The sequence below is a fragment of the Paenibacillus sp. 10L310 genome, from assembly GCF_056395745.1.
In genome coordinates, this window is sequence record NZ_JBFTKC010000003.1 from 544,343 (window position 1) to 570,423 (window position 26,081).

Below are 26,081 nucleotides of genomic sequence, written 5' to 3' on the forward strand. Positions count from 1 at the left end.
CTCCCACCACCAATGTATGGCGGGGGACAGTTCATTAGAACAAGCTCAAGATCGGATATCAGGTTCGTTTCGCCTGTCTTAAGGCCAGCCCCGCGCACAGAATGCTTACCAGTGTCAGTCCGAATGTGAAATTACGCACACCATCTACATGATCATAGAGGGATGCGGGTAACCAAGGGTAAATATCATATGTATAATCCATCGTATCGTTCAACAGCGTCCAGAGACCTGCAACGACAAGGGAAGTCCAGCGGAAGCCGAAAAAGCGTACAAAAATTAGAGCTTCTATGGCCATCGCACTATGCGAAGCAATCAACATCCAGTCTTGCCAGTGCTGTGTACCACCTTGCATCCAGCCAGCGAAAATAATGGACACCGCCCACACGCCATATTTCACAGATGTGACCACGGCAAGCGCCTGAATCACATGTCCGATCCGTTTGATAATGATGGACCGCGGTGGGTACAACACCCATAACAACGCTAAAGTAAAAAACAAACTCGCTGTTGGGCTATCCGGCACAAATACGATCTGCCACACCGGCTGCTCAGCCAGTGTCAATTTCATTTGCTCTCCGTACCAGATGTATCCGTATACCGTTCCTACCGCATTACACCAAAATAATAGCCACAGGAAATAACGATTGGTTAGAAATTCCCTACTCCAGAAATACGATAAAGCCACATTCCCTGCCCCTTCCTTCATCAATATTGTGCACGATACAGTGCTGTCCAAAAAAAACACTTCAAAAAAACCTGACCGCATAAACGATCAGGTTTCATTGGTTATTTCGATTTTACTGTTCTGCTTTCTGTTTCGCAAGCCATTCGGTCAGATGAGTAATCTCTTCATCCGTAACACCTTGAGCAATAGCTTGATTGTACATCGCAGGCATCTCGTTATAACCATCTTTAATAATGGTCAGAATCTCTTCTTGGCTATGCTTGTCACCGACACCCCGAAGTGAAGGTCCACTTGCGCCCTTCATATCAGCCGCATGGCAACCAATACATCCAGCCTTCTTGTACGTTTCCATTGCAGGATCATCCTGTTCCACGATCGCAACTTCTTCTTGCTGTCCAGGTGCATTGGAAACGGGTGGGAGCCCCTGTTCACGCCTCTCCAGCGCTTCTTCTTCACGTTGAATATGTTCAGGCTTCTGTCCACTTGCTTCCAACTCATGCTCGTAGTGCGTCCACGCTACATTTGTCAGGTAGAATACAGAAATGACCGACAAAATCATCAGTGATGAAGCAATTGGGCGTTTATAGAAACGCCGCTCCTTGCCTGTATCCAGGAATGGTGCCAGTAGCAAAGCTCCAAAAGCAACTCCGCTGACCCCCAGTACCCCGAGCAGAACGTAATCGCCCGATGCGTACGGATACTTCAAGTACTGATACAGAAAAAGGAAGTACCAGTCCGGCATAGGAATTACGGATGCGCTCGGATTGGCCGGATAGCCTAAAGGTGCAGGTTCTGAGATCGTGAGAACCAGAATCCCCACCAATACAACGACACCAACCATCCATTCTTTCAGCAGGAAGTTGGGGATAAAGGCTTCTGATTTGCCGGGATACGCCGTGTAATCAGGCGGGGTAATGAATCCCGCCCCTTTACGGACCCGTGAATCACCGACAAAGATAACCTTTTCCTCATCATCCTTCTTATGTCCGTGAGCCATTGCGATTCCTCCCTTCTCAGTTTATAGTGGTCCCGAAATGCCCTGTCTGCGGATCATGATAAAGTGTCCGACCAGAAGCACCAGAAGCACAGCGGGGAGGAAGAATACGTGCAGGGCAAAGAATCGGGTTAGTGTCTGTGCACCAACAATCGTACCGCCTTGCAGGAATTCTTTAATAATCGGTCCCAGCCAAGGAACCGTATTGGCAATCTCCAGTGTTACTTTTGTTGCAAAATAGGCTTTGTTATCCCATGGCAACAAGTACCCTGTCAGCCCCAGGCCCAACATGACGAAAAAGATCAGCATGCCGACAACCCAGTTCATTTCACGCGGTGCCTTGTAAGAGCCTGTAAAGAACACACGCATCGTATGTAAGAACATCATTACGATAACCAGACTGGCTCCCCAGTGGTGCATGCCGCGAACAATTTGGCCGAAGGCTACTTTGGTCTGCAGGTACTCCACACTTGCGTAGGCATTGATAATATCAGGTACATAATACATGGTCAGGAACATGCCTGACAGAATCTGAATAACAGTAATAAAGAACGTCAATCCACCAAAGCAGTACACGAATGCGGAAAAGTGATGAGCCGGATTTACATGCTCTGGAACTTCATGATCCGCAACGTCCCGCCAGATTGGCGTGATGTCAAGACGCTCGTCAATCCAGTCATAGACATTTTTAAACATCTGCGTTCACGCCTCCTAATTCACTCGGGTGTTCGGAACAATGTCGCCCAGATATACCCAACCCTGCTCTTCCTTGACTACGTACTCATCCAGCGGTTTGGGGGCTACGGCAAGATTCTTCCCTTCCTTGTCATAGTGCGCGCCATGGCAGGGGCAATGATACTCGTCAGGGTACTGCTTGTCACTATTCCAGCCTACTGTACATCCCAGATGCTTACAGATAGGTGAGAGTGCATAAATTTTACCCTGCTCGTCTTTGCGAATCCACGCCACTAACGATGCATTACTCAGATACCAACCATCCTGTTGTTTAAGTTCAAAGGTGAATTCTTGAGGCTCATTCGTAATTTTGCTGATTTCAGCTACTTTGACAGAGGTGCCTTCTCCCTTATGTTGCAAAATCGGGTCCACCGCAAAACGGACCATAGGAAGGATTGCACCGGCGGCCATGTAGGCTGTAGCTCCACCAAGCGTGTACGTCAAAAACTGCCTGCGTGACATCTCCATGCGGCTTGGCAATTTCAATGAAGCTTCGTGGTCATGCTCACTGCTCATACTGTCTCCAACCCCCTTTTTCAGCCAACTCTCTCAAACGTTTTCATTTTCATAAATTCCACGACTTACTAGAACATACATAATCATATAGTAGCCCTAGAACACCGTCAAGAATTTGTCACACATTTTTAAGGTTCAATTGTAAGCGTTATTAAAAAATTGTTGTAAAATTGTCACATTTGTCGCTAAAAACTATTTTTTCCACAACTCTCGTATCTTTTCCCCTACAAATCTCGCAATCCCTTCTTCTCCGACCTCATGAGTTAAGACGGACCGACTCAAAACCAGATCAGCAGCTGGAATTTCCATGCCATCCAAATGACCATCCGATGACATAATAACCACATATTTGAATCCTGAGGATTTAAGCTGTTCGGACAAGGAATTTAATGTCATTGACAATTCCGAATTAGCATAATGAAAGGCTGGATAAGTCATGATTCTCCCTTTGAAAGGAATTTCGACCAGATCCAGAAAATCTCTCAGCCGCTCCAACGCCTCGGTAGCTTCAACTGGCGACTGCTCACCGCTAAGAGCTGTGTATGGAATAAGGCATGTATCCAGATAGAGTTGCAGTTCAGCCCAGCTGTCTTGAGTCATCTCACTGAATTTCAATTCCCTATATCCCCTCTCTATCCATTTTATTCCCATATTATATATGACTATATCTTATAAATCCAGACATTCATTTCGGAATTACACATATCAAAAAAAGGAAACACGCATCTGCGCATTCCCTTTTATCTCAGAAAGGAACTATTTTGCTAATCAGTTTATGGTCCTCAGTTCATCCGTCAGACTCCGGAAAGCTACTTCGTCTCCGGTAGCTAACGCTTTATCGATTTCCAAATAGAGCTTCTCGCTGCGCTGTTTGCGAAGCGCTTCGTCCCAAACCATCTCAGCTGCCAGCCCCAACATGACTTCATACGTAACTTTCATTTTATCCAATAGGATGCACCTCCAAAACGGATTTAAGAGCTCCTATATTCTTTTCCTTTGGTAACATAACCCAGTGAAGTTCTGGACATCCGCTCCAGATCGGCATCAGTCAGCTCACGTATCACTTTGGCAGGTGTCCCCAAAGCAAGAGTATAGGGCGGAATTTTACTATTCTCAGTAACAACAGAACCGGCTCCAATCAGCGTATATTCGCCAATATCGGCTCCATTCAGCAGAATGGCTCCCATGCCGATTAATGATCCTGTTCCAATACAACAACCATGAATGATCGCTGTATGTCCTACTGAGACATCATCTCCCACGATCAAAGGTTGATCAGTATTGACATGCCCGACAACGTTATCTTGTATATTACAGCGCTTTCCAATGATAATGGGAGCCAAATCAGCCCGCAGGACTGCATTGAACCAGACGGAAGACTCTTCTCCCATTCTCAAATCACCGATCAGTTTTGCACCTTCAGCCATATATACCGAAGGGTGTAACTGAGGTTGTAGCCCTTTGTATGGAATTATCATTATTATCACTCCTTAATTTGGGAGTGATTTTAGCAACTTGTCCTTCACTTGTCAAACATAAGAGGCGTAATGTCTCCTGAGATAGAGCGACAGGATGCAGCAAGACGTGTGCCCCAGGCTGTCATTTGTATAGTCCTGCCTTCCTCATGTTCCCCAATACGGACCATGCCGAGATGCAACATCATTTTAACAATTCTGTTATCATAAATGGCCTCGGCCGTATCATAGTAAAACGGCTGAATGAACGGACCGATCTGACGAAACAGCGACTCGGCGGTTGACCATTCTTGGGCACATTCGCCTGTCCAATACACAATAGAGGACAGATTGGGAATAGCACCTTTATACAATCTTAACCAAAACCTAAATAGCTGTATCATTTCGGCTGTTTTCTCAGCTCCCAGCTTGTCTTCTCCAGCTGGTGATAACTTCAGCGTGCCTTGCTCCTCACGAACCAGCCGATGGTGAAATGCATAGTCGTAGAGAAGTGCGAAACGATCCGGGTAATCCTTGAAGGAACGGCCATATCCGAATCTCCATCCACCTTTGCCCACCAATTCCTCACTAATGTGCAGATGCTCCATAATCTGCTGTTGAGAGCGACGGTACATCATGCCTTCAGCGTTAAGGGCAATTTCGTGCTGCTGGACAAACTGCAGGAACAACTTGAGATCATCCGCTAAGAGATGATACTCATCCCGATACATGGGTGGTTCCGTTGTTTTGGTAATCCCTGCTCGCAGATGTGTGGATAACACATCCCTGAATCTTAATTTCAGATCCTGGGGTACCTGATACAAATACCTGGTCTGCTGCGTTGTCCCATTGAACAACCATCCACTCTTATTGAAGCGAACGATGAGATCACGTGGACTCGCGCCAGCCTCACTCTCCTTTTTGTCCATCGATTGACGGGCTATGGCAATGAGTTCTTCCATACCATAATACTGGCGAGGATCAAACAACAAGTTGTTCAAAAAGCGCTGATCTGCTTGATTCAGTTGACGTACCTGCTGCTCAAAAAAGGGTCTGCTGCCCAATGTAGTGAGAATACTCTGGATGAGTTCATGTTTGGAATTGGGCTTGCATTCACATTGGTAATAGTCTGCTATTCGATTAAGCTGGCCAATATCGGCAAAAGTAAGCATATCCGCTAGATTCATGGGTCCATCGCCTCGCCCGTTAACTACTTCGACTGCTGATTCGGAGCCTGAAATAGTTTGGTTTTGTAAACATCGTTGACGGAATTCCCATAATCTAAACCTCTTTTTGGAAATCTTTTATGTTTTAAACCATACTATGCCCCGAGTTGGTCAATCAGAAGAAAAATGAGAGGTTTGAAATCATATACAGTCTTTATTCCCCCATAAAACGCAAAAAAACAACCCAAGTTGGATTACTCAGGTTGTTTCGCTGTGTCCAAAGATAGATGTCGTGTGCAATTATATAACAGTGGACTCCAGTCATCACGTTCCTTTTCCAGGATCGTCAGTGACAGGTTTCCAATCCGTTCTGTATACCGATCTTTAAACAAAGCTGTTAAAAGGTTTGCTAAGAAAGCTCCGTGAGTGACAATGAGTACGTTTTGGTCAGAATAGGCCGACCATAGATCTTCCAGAAACGCCAGTGCACGAATCTGGATATCCGCTATCTGCTCCTGTCCCAAGTCTAATGTCTCCCAGGCTTGGCCCCAACGGGCAACCCGTTCTTCTGAAGTCAGACCTTCAATCTGACCAAAAGCCCTTTCTTTCAACCGTGCGTCTGGCTTGAGCAAAGGTACATTCAACAGCTTGGAGATAATCTCCCCTGTTTCCTGTGCCCGCGATAATCCACTTGTGATGATATAGTCCCATTGGTATTCTTCCGTCAGCAGACGTCTTCCCAAGCGCTCTGCCTGTTCACGACCTTCTCCATTCAGAGGAATATCCGTCTGACCCTGTATACGGCCCGCCGCATTCCAGTCTGTAAGACCGTGACGAATAAGCCCGATTCGCACTTACATCCCTCATTTCTCCACACGGCGAACGAAAGGTTATTACCTATGCACTCGCACCTTGTTTGCGTTTATTCGTTGTTCGATGCATACGTCCAAGAGAAAATAACGCCATTCCTATTGCAAGTAAAGAGAGGGCCATCCAATACTGCGGATATGCAGGTCCCATGCTCACAACAAAAGGTTCTATGATACTTCCTCTGTCCGCTCCAGTCATGTTGTACTGATACATTCCAGAGGACGATGGTCCGCTTCCGGCAACCCCTGTCTCCAGGATACCCGTAGTAACAACTTTGGTTTGCTCAGCTTCTGATACATCTGGCTTAAACATTGCCATATACAGAAAGCTACATAAAAAAATAGCCAGGAACGCGGCAATCCACAGAGACATATGCTTGCGGATCACAGCAGAGAAACGATTAACCTTTACCTCTTCCGGCAGTAACCATGGAGACTCCGCGTAGATCCGGTCCATAACGTTACGGTTCACTCTCTCTGCTTGTTGTTCTGTCACTGGAACCGGAATGCTGTGCAGCAAGATCTGAGCTTCTTCCCAGACCTCAAACTGCTCGGAGCACTCTTCACAACCAGCAAGATGAGCATGAAATGCAATCCGCTGAGGATGAGTTTCCGGCAAGTCCCAGACCAGTGCAAACAGTTCCTGGGCTTCATTGCAATTCATCGGTTCTTCATCCCTTCATATGGCTCGTACACCGGTTCGAAGAAATAAGGTTCCAATTGAGTTTTTACGCTTGATCTTGCTCTGAATAATAGCGATTTCACAGAACTGACGCTCTGCCCAAGAATATTCGCAATCTCTTGGTAGTCTAGTTGATCATACTCACGGAGTATAATCGCAGAACGCTGCTTCTCCGGCAAATTGTTAATCGCATCCCTAACCAGCATCACCCGCTCGCTGCGTAGTACAGCATACTCCGGTGTATTCTCCGAAGGAGCAACGGGAACAATCCCGCTCTCTTCAAGTGGGACATTTCCGCTACGCTGTTTGCGAAGCTCACTCAGTACCGTATTTCTCGCAATGGTATATAACCATGTTGAGAATGAGGCATCCACCTCACGGAAAGAGTGCAGACTGCGGAACGCCTTATAGAAAGTCTCAGAACAGAGATCTTCCGCAAGCAGCTCCATATTGGAACTTTTCAACATATGATATACGAAAGCCAGTATTTTACGCTGATAACGACTCATCAGCTCGGAATATAACTCCAGGTTACCTTCCTTGATCTCTCGAATCAACTGGGAATCCGTCATTTGAGTGCGACCCCTCCTCGCCCATCCATGTGCTTCTCCCCGTTCGACTCTATCCATGTATTACCGAACAGGCACAAAAAAGTTGCGGTTCTCACCGCATATAAAAAGCGTTCAGCGCCATAACTGGCCTTCCCGCCAAATTCCCCTATGTAATGGCAATTTCCCCAACGTTTCTACATTAACAGTATTTATTGTACAACGGTCTGCATCATCCTGGCAAATCCATTGGCATCCACAAAACCCGACCTGTCATTCATATGCGGTCATTTTCACGTTCATGACTTCATTTTGAGCCTTTTTGGTAACCCTTGCTTATATAGACGGACGATATACCGAAAAGGTTACAAAAATGTGATATTTATTGGATCTAAGATATCCTAACAGATTAAGGAGGGAGATGTAAATAGAGGATGTAAGTCCAAGTGTAACTATTAACATATCAATGCCTTTCCCAAAACTTTTTAAGACAAAAAAAAGACCGCTTACATAAGCGGCCATTGCTCACGTGGAGCAATACAGTTATTGGATAGGAGTGGAGAGAAACCATACTGTACCCCTATTATATGTATACGTTTTCATTTTGTCAACACTTTCAGTAAAATTGTTTGAATTAATTATATCTTTCGGTAAATCAGGATAATACATCCTTTTTTTTCTGTGACTGAAAATCAAATAACCACTCCAATATAACCTCACAAAAAAGAGGGCTTTCGCCCTCTTTCTCGTCTTATATCCACACTTGATAGCCTAAGGAATCCAATAACGTCTTGGCCCGTTCCATATCTTCTTCCTGACGGAAAGACAGACGCATAATACCCGGCACATCCACCCGGTTTTCGATAATCTCCAAGTTGCTCAAGTTGATATCATTCGCCCCAAGCTCAGTTGCGATCTTACCGATCATACCCGGTGCATCCTGGACATCAGTATACAGATCAAATAACGGCGAAATCATGCCTTTGCGTCGTTCTGGTAATATACTGCGGAACTCGCGGGCCTGACGGAATGCCTCCTCTATGCCTTCACCGTTCTTATGCTCCAGCATATCCGTAAAGGCCGTCATCTGGCTATTCCAGTCCTTTAGCAAGCCCAGCAGTACATCACGGTTGCTAAGCAAGATATCTCTCCACACAATCGCATCACTGGACGCAATCCGGGTAATATCCCGAAAACCACCTGCAGCCAGCATTTTATACAGTGGATTCGACTCATTATATTCACGCACCTGATTCACAAGCGCAACAGCAATAACATGTGGCAGATGACTAATCGCCCCCACGATGTCATCGTGCAGCAGAGGCTCCACACGCACGATCTGTGCCCGCGTATACGCAAGCAGCTCAGACAGCCTGCTGTAGGCTTCCTCAGGTACATGTTCTGAAGGGGTTAAGACATAGTATGCATTCTCAAACAACACAGCTGAGGCCGCATCTACGCCTGCACGCTCCGACCCTGCCATAGGATGACCACCAATGAAGTAAGCGTCAGTCAACCGCACATGCTCGGCACAAGCGGCAATGGAAGCTTTAGTGCTTCCTACGTCCGTGATGATACATCCTTTTTTCAATGGCAGCTTGGAGAGCTTTTCGAAATAGGATTCTAGCAAACCTACGGGAACGCACAAAAAAATAAAGTCGGCATCCTCTACCGCTTCTTCCAGAGAGAGCGTAGCATCATCCACTACACCGCTCGCTATGTACTTGTCCTTCAGTTCATCCAAGTGGGCGTAGCCCATCACGGTTACATCTGGCTTGCCTTTGAAGCAAAGCGCCAGTGAACCGCCGATGAGTCCTACACCAATCATTGCAATTTTTAGTTTCATGGGTCCTCACTCTTTCATCGCCAGTATTAAGGGCGCGCTACCGCCTTCTCAGCCAGCGTGTTCTCCAGTGCCGTGACAAATGCACGGTTCTGTTCTGATGTTCCGACGGACACACGAATGTAAGTTGGGTATACGTGGAATCCTGAGCGAACGATAATGCCTTGTTTGAGCAAGGATTGGAACGCATTTGCCGAAGGCATATTCAGGTCAACCATAATGAAATTACCCTGTGAAGGGAAATACGACAATCCGAGGCGTGCAAATTCATTTTGCAGGTAATCCCGATCCGTTGCATTCCGCTTCGAGCACTCTTGAACAAAATCCTGATCCAGTAGTGCAGCTTTTGCCGCAACCTGTCCAAAACGGGAGGTGTTAAACGGTTCACGTACACGGTTAATCAAATCAATAATTTCGGGACGTGCAATACCATACCCGATCCGGAGCGAAGCCAAACCGTAAATTTTGGAGAATGTCCGCAGGATGACCAAGTTCGGATACCGTTCGATCAATGGTATACTTTGCGGGTATGCTTCATCGGTTACGAATTCATAATAAGCTTCGTCCAGTATGACCATCACATGAGCAGGCACACGGTCCATAAAGGCTGTAAGTTCCTGCTCGGAGATAATCGTACCTGTCGGATTATTTGGATTACACACCCATACTGCTTTGGTTTTGTCGTTAATTTGCGCGAGCATCGCGCTCAGATCATGCGTGCCACCTTTCAGAGGCACTTCGATGGACACGGCACCCTCAATATCTGCATTGCTTTTATATACAGAAAATGTTTGATCTGCCATGATGGTCTCGTCACCCGGCAAGAAGAAAGCTCTCGTGATCAAAGCAATAATCTCATCGGAACCACAACCAAATATTAAGTTGTTCCGTTCAACGCCAAGATGCTTGGCAAGAACTCCCGTCAGCTCAACCGAGCTACCGTCTGGGTATATGCTTATATTAGTCATTTCTCTCGTAATGGCTTCCAGGGCGGCAGGAGAACTGCCGTACGGGTTTTCGTTGGAGGCCAGCTTGATGACTTGTTCAAGCCCCAGTTCACGTTTCACTTCTTCAATCGGTTTGCCCGGCTGGTACACAGGCAGATTGACAATCTGGGATTTCGGTTTCAACCCGACCGCCTCCTGTTATTGAAATAATGTTAGACACGAATCAGCGTGCACCTTACGTGTCCAAAAGATGTCCTTTCAGGACATCTCTATCCCTTTAATTGTGCCACAAAGTTGCGAATTTGCAACAGTCCCGCTGCACGCGTATCCGGATTTTCAAGCAGAGGAATCGCATCTTCCACCTGACGAACAATAGCACTACCTACAACAACGCCATCGCAGATGCGGGAGAAATGTGCCACCTGCTCATGACTGGAGATACCAAAACCTACCGCTACAGGGAGGTCTGTTAGACTTTTCACCGTCTCAATAAAGCTCTCTACGCCATCAAAGAAAGAAGCTCTCTCTCCGGTTACCCCAAGGGATGATACACAATAGATAAAGCCCCTCGCGCCCGTTACAATCCGCTCAATCCGGGCATTAGATGTAGGTGCAACAAGCGGCACCAGATGCACACCAGCACGATTTGCGCGTTCTCGCATCTCTTCCGCTTCCTCAATTGGCAGGTCCGGAATGATCATGCCACTAATATCGTGTTTGACCAATTCATCAAAGAATACATCCAGGCCTGTCTGCAATACCGGATTATAATAAGTGAACAGTACAAACGGCAGTTTCACACCTGCCTTACGAGCTTTTGCAGCGGTTTCCATCACAGTACGAATGGTAATCTGGCTTTTCAGCGCACGTTCGGAAGCGCGCTGAATGACTGGGCCATCTGCAAGCGGATCGGAATAGGGAACACCCAGTTCCAAAATATCCGCTCCAGCCTGTTCAAGCTCCTTGATGATATCAATCGTTGTGTCCACATCCGGGTCTCCCACGGTTAAAAATGGAATAAGTGCCGTACGATTCTGTTCCTTCAATTGCTGGAAGGTCTGGTCCATCAGATTCATCCCAAGTCACCTCCCGTGTATTTCATGATGGATTCAACATCCTTGTCTCCACGTCCCGACAGACAAATGACTACAATATCATCTGCTGTAAGTTCAGGCGCCAGTTTGACAACTTGGGCAACCGCATGTGCAGACTCCAGAGCAGGAATGATTCCCTCCGTCCGACATAGGAGTTGCAGGGCATCCAGTGCTTCCTGATCCGTGATCGGTACATATTTTGCCCGTTCAATATCCTTGAGATAGGAATGCTCCGGACCAACACCCGGATAATCAAGTCCGGCCGAGATGGAATGCGCTGGCTGAACCTGTCCATACTCATCCTGCAACAGGTAACTCATAGATCCCTGGAATACACCATGCGTGCCTTTGGTCATCGTTGCAGCGTGATACTCGGTTTCGACCCCTTTGCCTGCGGCTTCAACACCAACAAGCTTCACATCCTGATCACCGATAAATGGATAGAACATACCGATCGCATTACTTCCTCCACCAACAGCGGCTACAATTACATCCGGCAAACGCCCTTCGATCTCCTGAATCTGACGACGGGTCTCATCACCAATCACACGTTGGAAATTCCGCACCATCATCGGATATGGATGAGGACCAACCACTGATCCGAGCACATAGAACGTATCCTCTACATTGCTGACCCAGTAGCGAAGTGCTTCATTACCAGCATCCTTCAGTGTCCGTGTTCCGGACGTCACCGGAATTACTTCTGCTCCGAGCAGCTTCATCCGAAATACGTTTAACTGCTGACGCTCTGTATCTTCTTCGCCCATAAATACTTTGCATTCCAGTCCAAGCAATGCGGCTACGGTTGCGGTCGCAACGCCATGTTGACCTGCACCCGTTTCGGCAATAACTTTCTTTTTGCCCATCCGTTTGGCAAGCAAACCTTGTCCAATGGCGTTATTAATTTTGTGCGCGCCTGTATGATTGAGATCTTCACGTTTCAGATAAATTTTCGGTCCGCCCAATCGGCGTGACAATTGCTCTGCATGATACAATGGCGTTTCACGTCCAGAATACTCGCTTAGCAGATAGTTCAGTTCCTTGTTAAATTCCTCATCTTCAGAGAAGTGGCTGTATGCCTCCTCCAACTCAATAAGTGCGTTCATTAGTGTCTCAGGTACAAAGCGGCCTCCGAAGTGACCGAAACGCCCGTGTTGATCCGGCAATTGATGTGTCATGCCTGCTTCACCCTTTCTACGAATGCTGTAATTTTGGCAATATCCTTCACACCTTCAGTCTCCACGCCGCTGGATACATCGACGCCGAAAGGTGCATATGTCTGTATTAGTTGTTGTACATTGTCCGGCTGCAACCCTCCTGCAACGAACAGAGCAATTCCGCGACTTTTCGCCCATTCAGCATAGGCAGGGATTCGCTCCCAGGCAAACGTTTTCCCGGAGCCCCCTCCATATAGAGGATCATGGGTATCAAGCAATATCGCATCCACGTATTTATCATAAGTATCAAGAGCCCTTATGGCTGCATCATCAGCTTCCGGTCCCGTTTCATCTTTGGGAAAAGAAAAAACTTTGAACACTGCGGCATTCCACCGCTGCTTCACCTGCTGGCAAAATTCCGCAGTCTCCTGTCCATGCAGTTGAATAACATCCAGCTGAGCAATGTCCATAATGTGTTCCAGTTCTTCGAGCGTAGGATTCACAAATACACCCGCAAGCTTCGGCCGATCATAGGTAGACCATTCGAACAACACCGTTCTTAATGCAGCAGCCTGCTCGGGTTCGATTCGGCGGCGTGATTTGGCAAAAACAACACCAATGTAATCCACAGGCAAGTTTATCATCGATTTTAGCACTTCAACGTCCTGAAGTCCACATATTTTTACGGCCGCTGGCAGCGGGTTTCTCAGTTCTGACATACTGTCGCCTGTGCCATCGTGTAAGGAAGTATTCATCATTTGGGTCCCATCAGATCATATACAGCCGCCTCGACATCATCCTTGCGCATGAGATGCTCACCTACGAGAATACCATGAACACCGGCCTGGATCAGAGGTACTGTTGATTCTGGTCCGTCAATACCACTTTCGCTAATCAAGGTAACGCCACTTGGAATCAATTCCATCAAATCCAGTGTCGTGTTCAGGCTGGTTTCGAATGTTTTCAAATTACGATTGTTGATGCCCACAAGTGTTGCCTGCGGAATCTCCAATACCTGCTCCAGTTCTGTTCGATCATGGACTTCAATCAAGGCATCCAGCCCCAAACTTTTGGCAAATTCCAGATATTGACGAATCTGTTCAGGTGTCAGAATACTGGCAATCAGCAATACCGCGTCCGCACCCAGCAATCTTGCCTCGGCAATCTGTCGTTCATCTATAATAAAATCCTTGCGCAATAGCGGAATGTTCACCGCTTGATGAATCGCCTGCAAGTACTCATTGCTCCCTTGAAAATACGACACATCTGTTAATACGGAGATGCAGTCTGCACCTGCTCGTTCATAAGCGGCAGCAATCTCTACCGGATGAAAATCCGGACGGATCAACCCTTTGGACGGCGATGCCTTCTTCACTTCAGCAATAAGGCCGAGTTTGCGATTGCGTCCGCTTGATAGTGCTTGTTCAAACCCCCGGGTTGCGGGTAGTTGTTCGATTTTTTGGATAGCTTCATCCATGTTAAATGTTTGTGCAAGAACTTCAACTTCTTTATGTTTGGTTGCAACGATTCGATCAAGATACATGACTATACGCCTCCGTTGTATGAATTAACTGTTCAAGCTTCCCGGCAGCTTTGCCCGAATCTACCGCTTCTGCGGCAAGTGTCACCCCTTCAGCAATGCTATCTGCAAGACCGGATACATAGATGCACGCTCCGGCGTTCAACAGAACGACATCACGATAGGCACTCTGCTCACCCTGGAAGATCCTCTTAATAATTTCGGCATTCTGTGTCGCATCTCCTCCAAGTACCGCTTCAAGCGGATGCAGAGACAAACCCATATCACGTGGATCAATATCATAGGTGTGCACTTCACCATTGCGAAGTTCAGATACCTGAGTCGGTGCCGAGATACTGATTTCATCCAGACCATCATGGCTGGCCACGACCAACGCTCTTTTGAGACCAAGACGATTCAGTACTTCAGCAATCATCGGCGTCCGGGAACGATCATACAGGCCAAGCAATTGGCGATCTGCTCCCGCAGGATTGGTTAATGGTCCGAGCATATTGAAAATGGTACGAACCCCCAGCTCTTTTCTTGGTCCTGCTGCATGTCGCATGGAAGGGTGATATACCTGGGCAAAACAGAAGCAGATTCCGATATCATCCAGACATTGTCTGGCCTGCTCCCCGTTCAGATGGATATTTACACCGAGTGCCTCTAATACATCTGCACTACCCGCTTTGCCTGAAGCTGAACGGTTGCCATGTTTGGCGACCCGAACCGAGACGGCCGAGGCAATGATCGCGGATGCTGTGGAAATGTTGAATTTGTGAATACCCGATCCACCTGTTCCACAAGTATCCAGCAAGCCGCTGCCATCCGTTAGAATTCGTCCGCCCTGACCACGCATGGCTTCAGCAAAACCGGTGATCTCATCTACCGTTTCACCCTTCATCCGTAGCGCCATCAGCAAACCTCCGATTTGAGCCGGCGTTGCCTCACCTCTCATGATCGAGTACATCAAATCTCTTGCTTCGGCTTGCTCCAGATGGCTGCCCTCTAGAATCTTCGCCAGGCCATTTTTCATGCCTTCCTCACGAGTAATCTCAGCAATAGGGGTTACAGGGTTCTCATTCATTATTGGGTTTATGTTCATCTCCGGTCCCTCCTCTCTCAGTTCTTAGCGGCCGCTGGTGTGACAAAGTAGTCTGCATTCGCCAGTCTCAACGTGCTGTCCTTTTCTTTGGCAGGAAACATTGCTTCTGCTGTTCGAATCGCCTTGAGCAATGCTTTAGCTTTGTTAACCGTTTCCTCATATTCATTCTCAGGCACAGAATCCCATACGATTCCCGCTCCGGCCTGTACATACGCTTTTCCTTTTTTAAAAATAATCGTACGAATCGTAATACAGGAGTCCATGTTACCCGAGAAACCAAGGTATCCGATTGCTCCTGCATAAGCTCCACGTGCCTCTTTCTCCAGTTCCGCGATAATCTCCATTGCACGCAGTTTCGGTGCTCCGGATACAGTACCCGCTGGCAAGCAAGAGAGGAATGCATCGAAGAAATCCTTATCTTCTCTAAGCTCGCCCGTAACGTTGGATACCATGTGCATAACGTGAGAATACCGTTCAATCTCCATGAACATGTCACACTTCACACTGCCGAAACTGGATACCCGGCCCAGATCGTTACGCCCCAGATCAACTAGCATCAGATGCTCCGCGCGTTCCTTCTCATCCTGGAGCAGATCAGCAGCGAGTGCACGATCTTCCGCTTCTGTTGCCCCCCTTGGACGTGTACCTGCAATCGGTCGTGTCTCCACACGATTCCCGTCCACCTTGACCAGCGCTTCTGGCGAAGTACCCACGATAATCTCATCATCCATTTTGAGGTAGTACATATAAGGTGATGGATTCAGGGTCCGAAGCACACGATACACGTGAAGCGGAGAAACTTCCGTATCAATGTGGAAACGCTGGGATAATACCACTTGAAAAATATCACCTGCGCGAATGTAATCTTTGGCTTGCTCTACATTACCGATAAATTGCTCCTTCGTGAGGTTGGAGCGAATATCCCCCAGTTCCACGTCTCCCGGAATGGAACGCGGATTCAGGTTCTCCCCTGGTCCTTGCTGCTGCAAACGTTCTGCCGCCTGCTCCAGCTTCTCCGAAGTCACTGCATACGCTTGGCGTATCTCATCATCCGTTGCACTGTCCTTTACGTGTACATTACCAACGAGCAGCATCTGCTGCTTCACATGGTCAAACACGATAATCTGGTCACAGAACATAAAGCGAATGTCATCCATATTCAGGTCATCCAGCGCGTGAGCTGGAAGTTTCTCATAATAGGACAGCAGATCATATCCGAAGAAACCAATTGCCCCACCTGTGAATGGTGGCAGTTCATCATCTTTTGGACTGCGATACTTACGCAGCAGTGCTTTCAGTTCTTCGATCGGTTTACCTGGCAATTCACGAGTCTTCCCTGCTTCTTCTACAACAATCCGGCCCTTCTTGGCCGAAATCATCAGGAACGGATCTGTACCGATGAACGAGTATCTCGCCCATTGGATACCGCCCTCTACACTTTCCAACAGGAATGCCCGGTCGTTGTCAGCATAACGGCGGAATATTCGAATCGGAGTCTCCATATCTGCCAGAATCCGTTTGACTACCGGAATCAGATTATACTCATTCGACATTTTCAGTACTTGATTAACGTTTGGCGTTATCATCAGATCACGTCCTTTCAGATTTAGGTAGAAGAAAAGGTTATATGTACAAAAAAACCTCTACCATCAGGTAGAGGTTTGGTTATAAGCTGTATTTAACAGGGTGATGCTTCATAAATAACAAGTCCCTATACTTCGCTGTCGGATTATTCACAGGTCGCTGAATTGATGCATCTCACATCATCCAAATCGGGAAAATAAATTAGTTATAACACTTCAACTACTCATTCCAATATTACGTAAAATATAGGAGAGTGCATTGATTGTGTTTGTACCAAAATATATCAAAACAAAAGATGTCCTATGACACGTTTGTTTTCCCTGTTCCTGTTACCTATTCCGTAGCACGACGTACCGTGAATCAGTTGACCGGTTTCTGTTGCCCCGGTTACCACCCACTGGACTCTGCTATATACTCCACTAGCTCAGCTGCTCTCAGCTCAATCTCTACTCTACTCAACTGGTTCTCACTATACATCATTATGATCGGTTTGACAACCCACTACTTAAGAACCAGAAGGTGTTGCCAAATCCGGACGTAATGCCTGTGCACCGTTCAGATACACATGGTTGATTTCATTCTGATCTTTGTTTGTATTGACATGCACCATGAAACGAATGCACTGCGCCAAGGCACCTTTAACAGGAACCTCCAGTGCACACATTAGTGGTACGAGTTCCCAGCCATCCAGTTGGCGAATAGCTTTTGCCGGGAAAGCAGCATCCAGATCCCCAGTTAACGTAATCCACACACTGCAGATATCTTCCGGTTGGATCTCATTGCGATCCACGATCTCCTGCAACAATACTGCCGTTTCCTTCAAAATCTGTTCTTCGTTGTTCTGCGTGACTGTTGTAGCCCCGCGAATTCCCCGTGTGACCATCGCTGTTATTCTCCCTTCCTGAGCATTTCAATGACGTCCCGAACTGCCGACACAGGTACGTCCTTCACAATTCTTGCAGCCCCAATCCGATCAGGAATGATAAACACCATATGACCTTCACGGAACTTTTTGTCATGCATCATCGCTTCCATTAATGCATCCGTGTCGAGATGCGCAGGCATCGTTGTTGGAAGGCGAAGTGAACGCAACATGCGGACCGTATCTTCATAGAGCCCTGCTGGCGCACCAAGCTTCTCACCAAGCAATGCTGATCCAGCCATACCGATCGAGATCGCTTCTCCGTGCAGAAATTCTCCATAACCGGCAATCGCTTCAATGGCATGACCAATCGTATGTCCCAGGTTCAACAACGCACGTTCTCCATTTTCACGTTCGTCTCTGGATACAATCTCCGCCTTAATGCCACATCCACGTTCCAAGCCGTATCCAAGTGCTTCCGGATTAAGCGCAAGCAGTTCTTCCGCATGTTCCTCACACCAATGTGCAAAAGCCTCATCACGGATCAGCCCGTGCTTCAGCATCTCTGACAACCCTGCCGATACATCTCGTGGCGGCAAGGATTGAAGTGTGTCCACATCATAGAGCACTAGCTCGGGTTGGTGGAATGCACCAATCATATTTTTGGCCAGCGGATGATTGACAGCCACCTTGCCGCCTACACTGCTGTCATGCGCCAAAATCGTTGTAGGTACTTGAACAAACTTGATTCCACGCATATATGTAGCGGCAACAAAACCAGCCAGATCACCTACTACACCACCACCTAAGGCCAGAATCGCAGAACTCCGATCCAGTTTGCCTTCAATAGCAACGGTCATCATATCCTGGTACACCGAAAGGGATTTCGATGTTTCACCAGAGGGTACAACCGCCGATACGACTGTATAACCAGCCGTACGCAGCGTTTGCTCCAAACCTGACAAGTATTTGGGAGCCACATTTTCATCTGTAATGATGAGTAACGGACTTTTTTTGGTCAACCCATATTGCTCAAAATATTGAGGGGCTTGTGCCAATAGACCGCTGCCAATCAGAATCGGATATGAGCGTTCCTCCAACTGTACCGTCAGCTGACGCATATTAGTAATTCTCCAGTTGAGCGTTATAACTAGCAACATTGGCACGGATCTCTTCCATGGAATCCCCGCCGAATTTCTCCAGGAATGCTTTGGCAATTTCCCACGCTACAACATGCTCCATAACCACACTCGCTGCTGGTACAGCACAAGCGTCCGAGCGCTCAACCTGAGCCGTAAATGCTTCTTTTGTATCGATATCGACACTTTGCAGTGGCTTATACAACGTTGGGATCGGCTTCATCACACCACGTACAACGACTGGCATACCGTTTGTCATACCACCTTCGAATCCACCCAGACGGTTGGTTGCCCGGTGGTAGCCGCGTTCATCCGTATGCATGATTTCATCATGCACCTGTGATCCCCGAATAACTCCGGCTTCGAATCCGATACCAATCTCTACACCTTTGAATGCATTAATGGACATTACGCCTTGAGCGATTCGTGCATCCAGTTTGCGATCGTATTGAACATAACTACCAAGACCAATAGGTACACCTTCAACGATACATTCCACTATTCCTCCGATGGAATCGCCTTCTTGTTTAATCTGGTCGATGTAGGCTTCCATCTTCTTCTCTGTCTCAGCATCCGTAACACGTACAGAGGAAGCTTCTGTTACTGCGATCAGTTCATCAATCGGAAGGTCCTGATACGGAGCTTCGATCTCTCCAATACGAAGTACACGTCCAGCTACCTTGATTCCGAATTCAGCCAGGAATTGACGTGCAATGGCACCACATGCCACACGTACCGTTGTCTCACGTGCACTGGAGCGCTCCAGTACGTTACGCAAGTCTTTAAGATTATACTTGAGTCCACCATTCAGATCAGCGTGTCCGGGACGAGGACGATGAACGCGACGTTTCTCTTCGTCACTGCCTTCAATCGGCTCAATATTCATAATATTCTGCCAATGTTTCCAGTCGTTATTTTGAACAACCAGCGCTACCGGAGCACCTGTTGTATATCCGTGACGGATACCACCAACGAAATTCGCCTGATCCTTCTCGATCTGCATCCGGCGTCCACGGCCATATCCCTTTTGGCGGCGGTGAAGCTGGAAATTCAGTTCTTCAAAATCAATTGTCAAATTACTTGGCAATCCTTCAATAATAGCGGTCAATTGGGGTCCGTGCGTCTCCCCTGCGGTTAAATAGCGTAAACTCATAATACGTTCCCCCTTTAAACTGTTAAACTTCACATTGCTAAAATCCCATAATTTCTTTGCTTATTATAGTATAGCTGACCGGCTTTGACAAGAAAGTCGGCTCTTTCTTGTACTTGGTATACAAATAACCGCCTGAACACATGTACATGTGCTTCAGACGGCTGAACAACCATTATAATTATTTTTTCCGATAGAAAAATGTCTCTGCTGTCTCCAGACCATATTGTCCCGGGGAGAAGATCTGCTCCGTACTGCCCACAAACAAAATACCGCCTGGACGCAAACTTGCTGCAAATTTGTGATACAACAGGTTTTTGGCTTCCTCGGTAAAGTAGATCATGACATTCCGGCACACAATCAGATCGTACCCATCGTCAAAACGGTCCACCAGCAAATTTTGTTTCATGAACTTGATCGAATTTTTGAGTTGCTCATCAATACGGTATACCAAGCCATCCTGCTTGAAGTAACGGTTCGCCGTTTCCTTTGGCACATCCTTAAGTGAGCGTTCCATATAACGCCCTTCCTTGGCTTTGGCCAAAGCACCTTCATCCAGATCACTTGCCGTAATGGAGCTGTCCTTCAAAATGCCCATCGTGTCCAGAATCATGGCAAGTGTATAAGGTTCTTCACCTGTTGAACAGGCCGCACTCCAAACTTTAGCACGACGCTTGGACCCCAGCAGCTCAGGCAGGATCTCGTCCCGCAGCACTTCCCAACGATTGGGATTACGCCAGAATTCCGACACGTTAATCGTCATACGATCAAGGAATTCGTAAAACAATGATTTATCTTTCTGCATAGCTTCAAAAAAGTTAGAAAATGTATGAAACCCGTTTTTGTTGCGAAGTGTGGTCAGCCTTCTTTTCATCTGGCCTTCCTTGTATTGAGCAAGATCAATGCCTGTGCTCTCTTTGATTTTACGAATGAATCCGGTGTAATCCGGGTCTAGTAGTTGTTCTTGCTCCAGCATCGTGTATCACCCTTTTGGCTAATAATTACAACCAGGCTGCGATGCTCTTGTCGTATACCACCAGTTCATCTGAAGCAAAGAAATTTGCTGCTTCACGGGAAGCACTTTCCGGTGAATCTGCCCCATGAATCAGATTATGTGGTGTGTGGCTGGCGAAGTCTCCGCGAATGGTACCCGGAGCTGCTTCCTTCACATTGGTTTTTCCGATGACGATGCGCGCAAGCGCCACAATATCGTCGCCTTCCCACACCATGGCAAATACAGGCCCCGATGTGATAAAACGAACCAGATCATCGAAAAATGGTTTACCCTCATGTTCAGCATAATGGCGTTTTGCCTGATCCTCAGACATCTGCACCAATTTGCCTGCCACCAACTTAAATCCTTTGTCTTCCAGACGGCTAATAATTCGACCGATCAATCCACGCTGCACACCATCCGGCTTCACCATCAAAAATGTACGATCCATCAGCTCACTCCTCACTCACGGTTCAAAGTTAATCACTATGTAAACGCAATCCCTATGATTGTAACATACATGTCCAAATCCTCCCAATGAGGAATCTCACAGTTCTGTTCATCTTTGGGTATGAGTAATCTGAGAGTCGAAGGTCATACATTGTTTAATGTGTACGTTTAACCACAAAATGAGCGATATCACGCAGGTTTTTGGTCGTCTTGATGTTAGGTAGCTGATCGAGAGCATCGAGCGCTTTCTTCATATATCGGTCAGCAAGGGCTTCAGCTTTAGCAATTCCTTGACTTTGTCGAATCATTCCAATTGCATCCGATGCACTTGCCCGTCCTTCTTCATGCTGGACACGGGAAATCTCCTTAAGCAAAGGTTCCCGCAGATCGGATTCTTCTAAGGCATAAAGTACAGGAAGAGTGATATTTCCTTGCTTCATGTCACTGCCAGGTGGCTTGCCAAGTTGTTTCTCGGTACCTACCAGATCAAGTACATCATCTTGAATCTGGAAAGCCATCCCCACATTGTATCCGTACGTATACAGCAGGGAAGATACATGCTCAGGCGCACGTGTAGCCAATGCCCCTAACTGACAACTAACTGCAATCAGAAGTGCTGTTTTGCGGCGAATACGTAGCAGATAGTTACGAACACTTTGTCCCGTATTGAAAAAGTCGCGAATTTGCTCCATCTCACCAATGGACATCTGTACCATAGCTTTGGCAAGGATACGATGAATCGCTGGATCGGATAATCCGGCAGTCATTTCAAGTGCCTTACCGTAGATATAGTCTCCAGTGTACATGGCAATCCGGTTATCCCATTTTGACTTCACCGTGGGTTTGCCTCGGCGTGTCTCCGCATTATCAATGACATCATCATGAACGAGGGATGCCGAATGGATGAGTTCCAGCGGAACCGCAACCAGCTTCAGACGTTCAATGTCGTATGTACCAAATTTCCCACCAAGTAACACAAAAACGGGCCGCAACCGTTTTCCTCCTGCTTTGAGCAAATGAAGTGACGTTTCACTCAGCAGCTTCTGTTCTCCTCGAACACTGCGATACAATTCTTTCTCAATGTAATCCATGTCCTTTTTTAACAACCCGAAAATATCCAATAGTTTCATTCGTTCACCCGTATCAGCGTATTGTCAGTCCATAAATTCATGCTTACCTTCCCCTCCAGCAAGTCGGGCCTGCAGGCATTACGAAAAACCCGGCTTACCGTTCTTGCTTGTGTTGTTCTATAAGGTAATCTAACGTGTTTTTCTTCTCCGAATGTCATAGCCGACACCCGAAAATTAAACTCTGCGACTTGTTCTGAAACAAAATACAGAAGTTGCCGGAGCATGGGTCAAGACTGTGGTTCATGAAGACTCACCATCAGTGCTCACCAATACCCCGGGATTCGGGGGACAAATAAACCGAGCAACACTTTGGCAAAAAACAGCCTTGTATCGAACTCAGTCGTTATCCCCGTTCATCCGGTTCTCCCCATCTTGTAAACAGTTGATGTGGGATGCGCAAGCTATCCAGCACTTTCCCCACCAAAAACAGAATCAACTCATCCATAGTCTGAGGTTTGTAATAAAAAGCAGGCATAGCCGGTATCATTCGTACACCAAGACGAGAAAGCTTCAGCATGTTCTCCAGATGGATTGCATGAAGAGGCGTCTCACGCGGTACTAGGATCAATGTTCTTCCCTCTTTCATCATAACATCGGCTGCGCGAGACATCAGATTATCCGACGATCCCTGCGCGATGGACGAAAGAGTTCCCATCGAACATGGCATGATAATCATGCCGTCGGCCAGATAAGAACCACTAGCAATGGAGGCCCCTATATCACTCACAGGATGATAGATCAGAGAACCGGCACGGTTGCCGAATTTTTCTTCCAGCACCGCGTCCCGATTCGTCACATCCCAGTCCAATTCTTCTTTCAGTACACGCCACCCTGCATTGGATATGACCAGATGAACGTTATATTCCAAATCAAGCAGCGTTTCAATTAATCGAATGCCATATATGCTGCCACTCGCTCCGGTAATTCCGACAACCAGTCGTTTATTGTCCGGCTGCTGCACCATTTATTTCACCGCCAGATCAATCAGAGTGAACGTAAATACAATTAAACTAAGCAAACTGTTCATGGTAAAAAACGCCGTTTGAACACGGCTCATATCATTAGGCGATACAATATAGTGTTGATAGAATAGAATTCCATACGTCACCAACATGCCTGCGCCATACCACCAGCTCAGATCTGTCATCAACAATAACGCAAGAAAACCAATTGCAGTAATCACATGGAAGAACTTAGCGATCTGCAAGGATTTAACCAGGCCAAAACGGGAAGGTATGGAGTGAAGACCCTCTCCCTGATCGAATTCCAGATCCTGACATGCATAGATAATATCAAAGCCCGCTGTCCAGAACACAATCGTAACGTACAGCACAATCGCTGTCCAATCCATCGTTCCTGTTACAGCTACCCAGCCACCAAGTGGTGCCAAACCAATAGTCATTCCGAGAACAATGTGGCATAACCATGTGAATCGTTTGGTGTACGAATACAGTACCAACATAAACACAGCAATAGGTAACAGCTGCATCGATAATACATTAAGATTGGATGAGGCCCAGAATAACAATATAAATGAGATAATGACAAATATAACAACTTCCCCATTTTTCAACAGTCCTGCCGGGATGGCTCTCATCGCGGTACGCGGGTTTTTGCTATCAATCGCTTGGTCGATAATTCGGTTCAAACCAAAAGCCGCACTACGTGCGCCGACCATCGCAAGCAATACCCACATAATCTGCATCCAGCTTGGGAAGGTATCATTCACTACCATGGAGCCGAGGATCGCCCCCATAAATGCAAAAGGTAAAGCAAAAAGCGTGTGTTCAATCTTGATCATTTCTAAAAAGATGCGAATTTTCCTAAACATGCTGATTCTCCTTGGTTCCAATATGCAGTGCCGCGATACCTCCGGTCAGAGGGTAGGCCTGCACTTGTTGTAATCCAGTTTCTGCAAAAATGTCTGCCAGTTCCTGCCTTCCCGGGAAAATGGCCAGTGAGTCCGGTAGCCATTTGTACTGCTCAAAACTTTTAGCAAACACTTTGGCAAGATTCGGTAAAACCTTCTCAAAATAAAAATAATAAATGCCTTTGAACGGCTGCCATGTTGGCTTGGACAATTCCAGGCACACAACCATACCACCCGGTTTGACCACACGTTTCATTTCAGACAACACTTGTCTGAGATCAGGTACATTACGCAACCCAAACCCGATCGTCACATAATCAAACGAATTGTCTTCAAAAGGAAGTGACATGGCATTTCCCTGTGTCAGGGTAATCTGTTTTTGACGTTGCACCGCATTGATCTTTGTCTGGCCGACCTCCAGCATGTTGCTACTGAAATCAAGTCCGTGCATGTGCCCCGTTTCACTTGCCTCTGCCATAGCAAGCGTCCAGTCACATGTGCCGCAGCACAAATCAAGACCGGTATCGCCTTTGGACATATTCATCTTTTTCATGGTGAATTTACGCCAAGCCTTATGCCTCCGGAAACTTAGGATATCATTCATGACATCATATTTTCCGGCTATACTCTGAAAAACCGAATGGACATATTCTTCTTTCGGTTTGGTCTCTCCGCTCCCCATTCGTCTGTCTCCCCCTCAATCTTCCCTTACTGCCGCATGTGAAGGCTGCAAATATGCCAAGTAAGGCTCTAGAATTGCATGTATCTCCTGCAAGCCCATCCGCCCTTCCTCATCTTGCAACAACAGTTGAATGCGGTGTGTACACTCGCGAAGCTTGTCCAGCAAAACCTCGCCAACCCTATGCTTCAGCACCATAGCGTTCCATGCACGTGCATCCAATTCAGACTGACGCAACACTTTGCGCTCATCGTCATTACCATGCTCGTATATGTGCCAATATGCATAGCTGTGAAGATATCGTTTTGCGTCATTCATCCGCTTCAGTTCTTCCACGATCGTTTCGCAGGAGCTGAATTCGGTCAACAGGCTGTTCCATAAAGACTCTTCGTTATGTTGAATCATGCCTGTAAATGAAAGAAACAGCTGCATTCTCAGCTGTACCGTTTCACGCAAGTATTCGTCAGCCGAAACGAGAAGCTTCTTCATCCGTTCATACAGCGTCATCTTGCGTGCGTTCACTCCGGATACAGCACCACTGAGTTTGCCAATCATTTCAATTCTGCCCGCTTGGGCAAGCAATTGATAAAAACGGCTACTTAAATAATCCCCGGCGAGTACATTCAACTGACGTGAACGCATCTCTTGCTCTTTCCGCTCACCGGAAATGGTATCGATTCGATCATGCGTATCCATGGCCAACTGAACGAGCGAAGTTGCAAGAGCATATAACTCTTGATGCACCTTTTCGTCTGTGCGGCCCACAAATACCTGCAACAGACGTGCTCGGCTATCCGGAAATGATGGGATTTCCGTATGTTGTCGAATCATGTCGTAATCCGTATATTTCTTTGCTAGTTGGGGTACGCGATATGAATTCATTCTCAGCCTCCGAGCCTTAACATTGTT

29 protein-coding genes are annotated in these 26,081 nt (G+C 46.9%); all 29 read right to left on the reverse strand.

Features of this window, described 5'->3' with window-relative positions; genetic code table 11:
* Positions 1-58: 58 nt before the first annotated feature.
* The 29 genes from AC1DE7_RS11460 to AC1DE7_RS11600 all read right to left on the reverse strand — a co-directional run bounded on the left by AC1DE7_RS11460 (position 59) and on the right by AC1DE7_RS11600 (position 26,054).
* A complete protein-coding gene (locus AC1DE7_RS11460; RefSeq protein WP_477534398.1) occupies positions 59-685 on the reverse strand; it encodes a DUF1405 domain-containing protein in 627 nt (208 codons plus the stop codon).
* Between the two features lie 112 nt (positions 686-797).
* Positions 798-1,682, reverse strand: a complete 885-nt coding sequence (locus AC1DE7_RS11465) for a menaquinol-cytochrome c reductase cytochrome b/c subunit (protein ID WP_127549609.1) — start codon at positions 1,680-1,682, stop codon at positions 798-800.
* A 21-nt stretch (positions 1,683-1,703) separates the two neighbouring features.
* The gene (gene qcrB / locus AC1DE7_RS11470; RefSeq protein WP_017687726.1) at positions 1,704-2,375 is read right to left on the reverse strand and encodes a menaquinol-cytochrome c reductase cytochrome b subunit; all 672 of its coding nucleotides are present in this window, start codon (positions 2,373-2,375) and stop codon (positions 1,704-1,706) included.
* 15 nt (positions 2,376-2,390) lie between these two features.
* A complete protein-coding gene (locus tag AC1DE7_RS11475; RefSeq protein WP_036607648.1) occupies positions 2,391-2,930 on the reverse strand; it encodes a QcrA and Rieske domain-containing protein in 540 nt (179 codons plus the stop codon).
* Positions 2,931-3,122: 192 nt separating this feature from the next.
* On the reverse strand, positions 3,123-3,545 hold the full coding sequence (locus tag AC1DE7_RS11480) for a DUF2487 family protein (protein ID WP_253501381.1): 423 nt from the start codon (positions 3,543-3,545) through the stop codon (positions 3,123-3,125).
* A 153-nt stretch (positions 3,546-3,698) separates the two neighbouring features.
* Positions 3,699-3,878 carry an IDEAL domain-containing protein gene (locus AC1DE7_RS11485; protein ID WP_017687723.1) on the reverse strand — a complete coding sequence of 60 codons (180 nt, stop codon included), beginning with the start codon at positions 3,876-3,878 and terminating at the stop codon, positions 3,699-3,701.
* A 23-nt stretch (positions 3,879-3,901) separates the two neighbouring features.
* Positions 3,902-4,408, reverse strand: a complete 507-nt coding sequence (locus AC1DE7_RS11490) for a gamma carbonic anhydrase family protein (RefSeq protein ID WP_036607653.1) — start codon at positions 4,406-4,408, stop codon at positions 3,902-3,904.
* A gap of 44 nt (positions 4,409-4,452) precedes the next feature.
* The gene (locus tag AC1DE7_RS11495; RefSeq protein ID WP_477534399.1) at positions 4,453-5,571 is read right to left on the reverse strand and encodes a hypothetical protein; all 1,119 of its coding nucleotides are present in this window, start codon (positions 5,569-5,571) and stop codon (positions 4,453-4,455) included.
* 233 nt (positions 5,572-5,804) lie between these two features.
* Positions 5,805-6,404 carry a histidine phosphatase family protein gene (locus tag AC1DE7_RS11500; protein ID WP_076328398.1) on the reverse strand — a complete coding sequence of 200 codons (600 nt, stop codon included), beginning with the start codon at positions 6,402-6,404 and terminating at the stop codon, positions 5,805-5,807.
* Between the two features lie 43 nt (positions 6,405-6,447).
* Positions 6,448-7,083: an anti-sigma factor family protein gene (locus AC1DE7_RS11505; RefSeq protein WP_036607660.1), complete on the reverse strand. Its 636-nt coding sequence runs from the start codon at positions 7,081-7,083 to the stop codon at positions 6,448-6,450.
* Positions 7,080-7,673, reverse strand: coding sequence for an RNA polymerase sigma factor (locus AC1DE7_RS11510; protein WP_036607662.1), 594 nt, complete (start codon positions 7,671-7,673; stop codon positions 7,080-7,082). The genes AC1DE7_RS11505 and AC1DE7_RS11510 overlap by 4 nt, the downstream gene beginning before the upstream one ends.
* Positions 7,674-8,400: 727 nt before the next feature.
* Positions 8,401-9,495: a prephenate dehydrogenase gene (locus AC1DE7_RS11515; protein WP_017687717.1), complete on the reverse strand. Its 1,095-nt coding sequence runs from the start codon at positions 9,493-9,495 to the stop codon at positions 8,401-8,403.
* 26 nt (positions 9,496-9,521) lie between these two features.
* Positions 9,522-10,622: a histidinol-phosphate transaminase gene (gene hisC / locus AC1DE7_RS11520; protein ID WP_340398691.1), complete on the reverse strand. Its 1,101-nt coding sequence runs from the start codon at positions 10,620-10,622 to the stop codon at positions 9,522-9,524.
* A gap of 86 nt (positions 10,623-10,708) precedes the next feature.
* Positions 10,709-11,515 carry a tryptophan synthase subunit alpha gene (gene trpA, locus AC1DE7_RS11525; protein ID WP_076250004.1) on the reverse strand — a complete coding sequence of 269 codons (807 nt, stop codon included), beginning with the start codon at positions 11,513-11,515 and terminating at the stop codon, positions 10,709-10,711.
* A complete protein-coding gene (gene trpB, locus AC1DE7_RS11530) occupies positions 11,512-12,711 on the reverse strand; it encodes a tryptophan synthase subunit beta (protein WP_017687714.1) in 1,200 nt (399 codons plus the stop codon). Before trpB ends, trpA begins: the two co-directional genes overlap by 4 nt.
* Entirely contained in the window at positions 12,708-13,409 is a 702-nt protein-coding gene (locus AC1DE7_RS11535; protein ID WP_047844410.1) for a phosphoribosylanthranilate isomerase, read from the reverse strand. Before AC1DE7_RS11535 ends, trpB begins: the two co-directional genes overlap by 4 nt.
* Positions 13,410-13,444: 35 nt before the next feature.
* On the reverse strand, positions 13,445-14,233 hold the full coding sequence (gene trpC / locus AC1DE7_RS11540) for an indole-3-glycerol phosphate synthase TrpC (protein WP_419889264.1): 789 nt from the start codon (positions 14,231-14,233) through the stop codon (positions 13,445-13,447).
* The gene (trpD, locus tag AC1DE7_RS11545) at positions 14,223-15,263 is read right to left on the reverse strand and encodes an anthranilate phosphoribosyltransferase (RefSeq protein ID WP_477534450.1); all 1,041 of its coding nucleotides are present in this window, start codon (positions 15,261-15,263) and stop codon (positions 14,223-14,225) included. Before trpD ends, trpC begins: the two co-directional genes overlap by 11 nt.
* A gap of 68 nt (positions 15,264-15,331) precedes the next feature.
* A complete protein-coding gene (trpE, locus tag AC1DE7_RS11550; RefSeq protein WP_477534400.1) occupies positions 15,332-16,900 on the reverse strand; it encodes an anthranilate synthase component I in 1,569 nt (522 codons plus the stop codon).
* 503 nt (positions 16,901-17,403) lie between these two features.
* Complete coding sequence (gene aroH, locus AC1DE7_RS11555; RefSeq protein ID WP_315370822.1) at positions 17,404-17,781, reverse strand: chorismate mutase; 378 nt, start codon at positions 17,779-17,781, stop codon at positions 17,404-17,406.
* Between the two features lie 5 nt (positions 17,782-17,786).
* Positions 17,787-18,881 carry a 3-dehydroquinate synthase gene (aroB, locus tag AC1DE7_RS11560; RefSeq protein ID WP_036607679.1) on the reverse strand — a complete coding sequence of 365 codons (1,095 nt, stop codon included), beginning with the start codon at positions 18,879-18,881 and terminating at the stop codon, positions 17,787-17,789.
* Position 18,882: 1 nt separating this feature from the next.
* Positions 18,883-20,052 carry a chorismate synthase gene (aroC, locus tag AC1DE7_RS11565; RefSeq protein ID WP_017687707.1) on the reverse strand — a complete coding sequence of 390 codons (1,170 nt, stop codon included), beginning with the start codon at positions 20,050-20,052 and terminating at the stop codon, positions 18,883-18,885.
* A gap of 178 nt (positions 20,053-20,230) precedes the next feature.
* Positions 20,231-21,025, reverse strand: coding sequence for a CheR family methyltransferase (locus AC1DE7_RS11570; RefSeq protein ID WP_047843560.1), 795 nt, complete (start codon positions 21,023-21,025; stop codon positions 20,231-20,233).
* A 25-nt stretch (positions 21,026-21,050) separates the two neighbouring features.
* Positions 21,051-21,494: a nucleoside-diphosphate kinase gene (gene ndk, locus AC1DE7_RS11575; protein WP_017687704.1), complete on the reverse strand. Its 444-nt coding sequence runs from the start codon at positions 21,492-21,494 to the stop codon at positions 21,051-21,053.
* A gap of 154 nt (positions 21,495-21,648) precedes the next feature.
* On the reverse strand, positions 21,649-22,623 hold the full coding sequence (locus tag AC1DE7_RS11580) for a polyprenyl synthetase family protein (protein WP_017687703.1): 975 nt from the start codon (positions 22,621-22,623) through the stop codon (positions 21,649-21,651).
* A 343-nt stretch (positions 22,624-22,966) separates the two neighbouring features.
* Positions 22,967-23,587: a UbiX family flavin prenyltransferase gene (locus AC1DE7_RS11585; protein WP_017687702.1), complete on the reverse strand. Its 621-nt coding sequence runs from the start codon at positions 23,585-23,587 to the stop codon at positions 22,967-22,969.
* Positions 23,588-24,454 carry a UbiA-like polyprenyltransferase gene (locus AC1DE7_RS11590; RefSeq protein WP_047843561.1) on the reverse strand — a complete coding sequence of 289 codons (867 nt, stop codon included), beginning with the start codon at positions 24,452-24,454 and terminating at the stop codon, positions 23,588-23,590. It lies immediately after the preceding gene.
* On the reverse strand, positions 24,447-25,175 hold the full coding sequence (locus tag AC1DE7_RS11595) for a demethylmenaquinone methyltransferase (RefSeq protein ID WP_036607690.1): 729 nt from the start codon (positions 25,173-25,175) through the stop codon (positions 24,447-24,449). Before AC1DE7_RS11595 ends, AC1DE7_RS11590 begins: the two co-directional genes overlap by 8 nt.
* A 15-nt stretch (positions 25,176-25,190) precedes the next feature.
* Positions 25,191-26,054, reverse strand: coding sequence for a heptaprenyl diphosphate synthase component 1 (locus AC1DE7_RS11600; RefSeq protein WP_477534401.1), 864 nt, complete (start codon positions 26,052-26,054; stop codon positions 25,191-25,193).
* Positions 26,055-26,081: the final 27 nt, after the last annotated feature.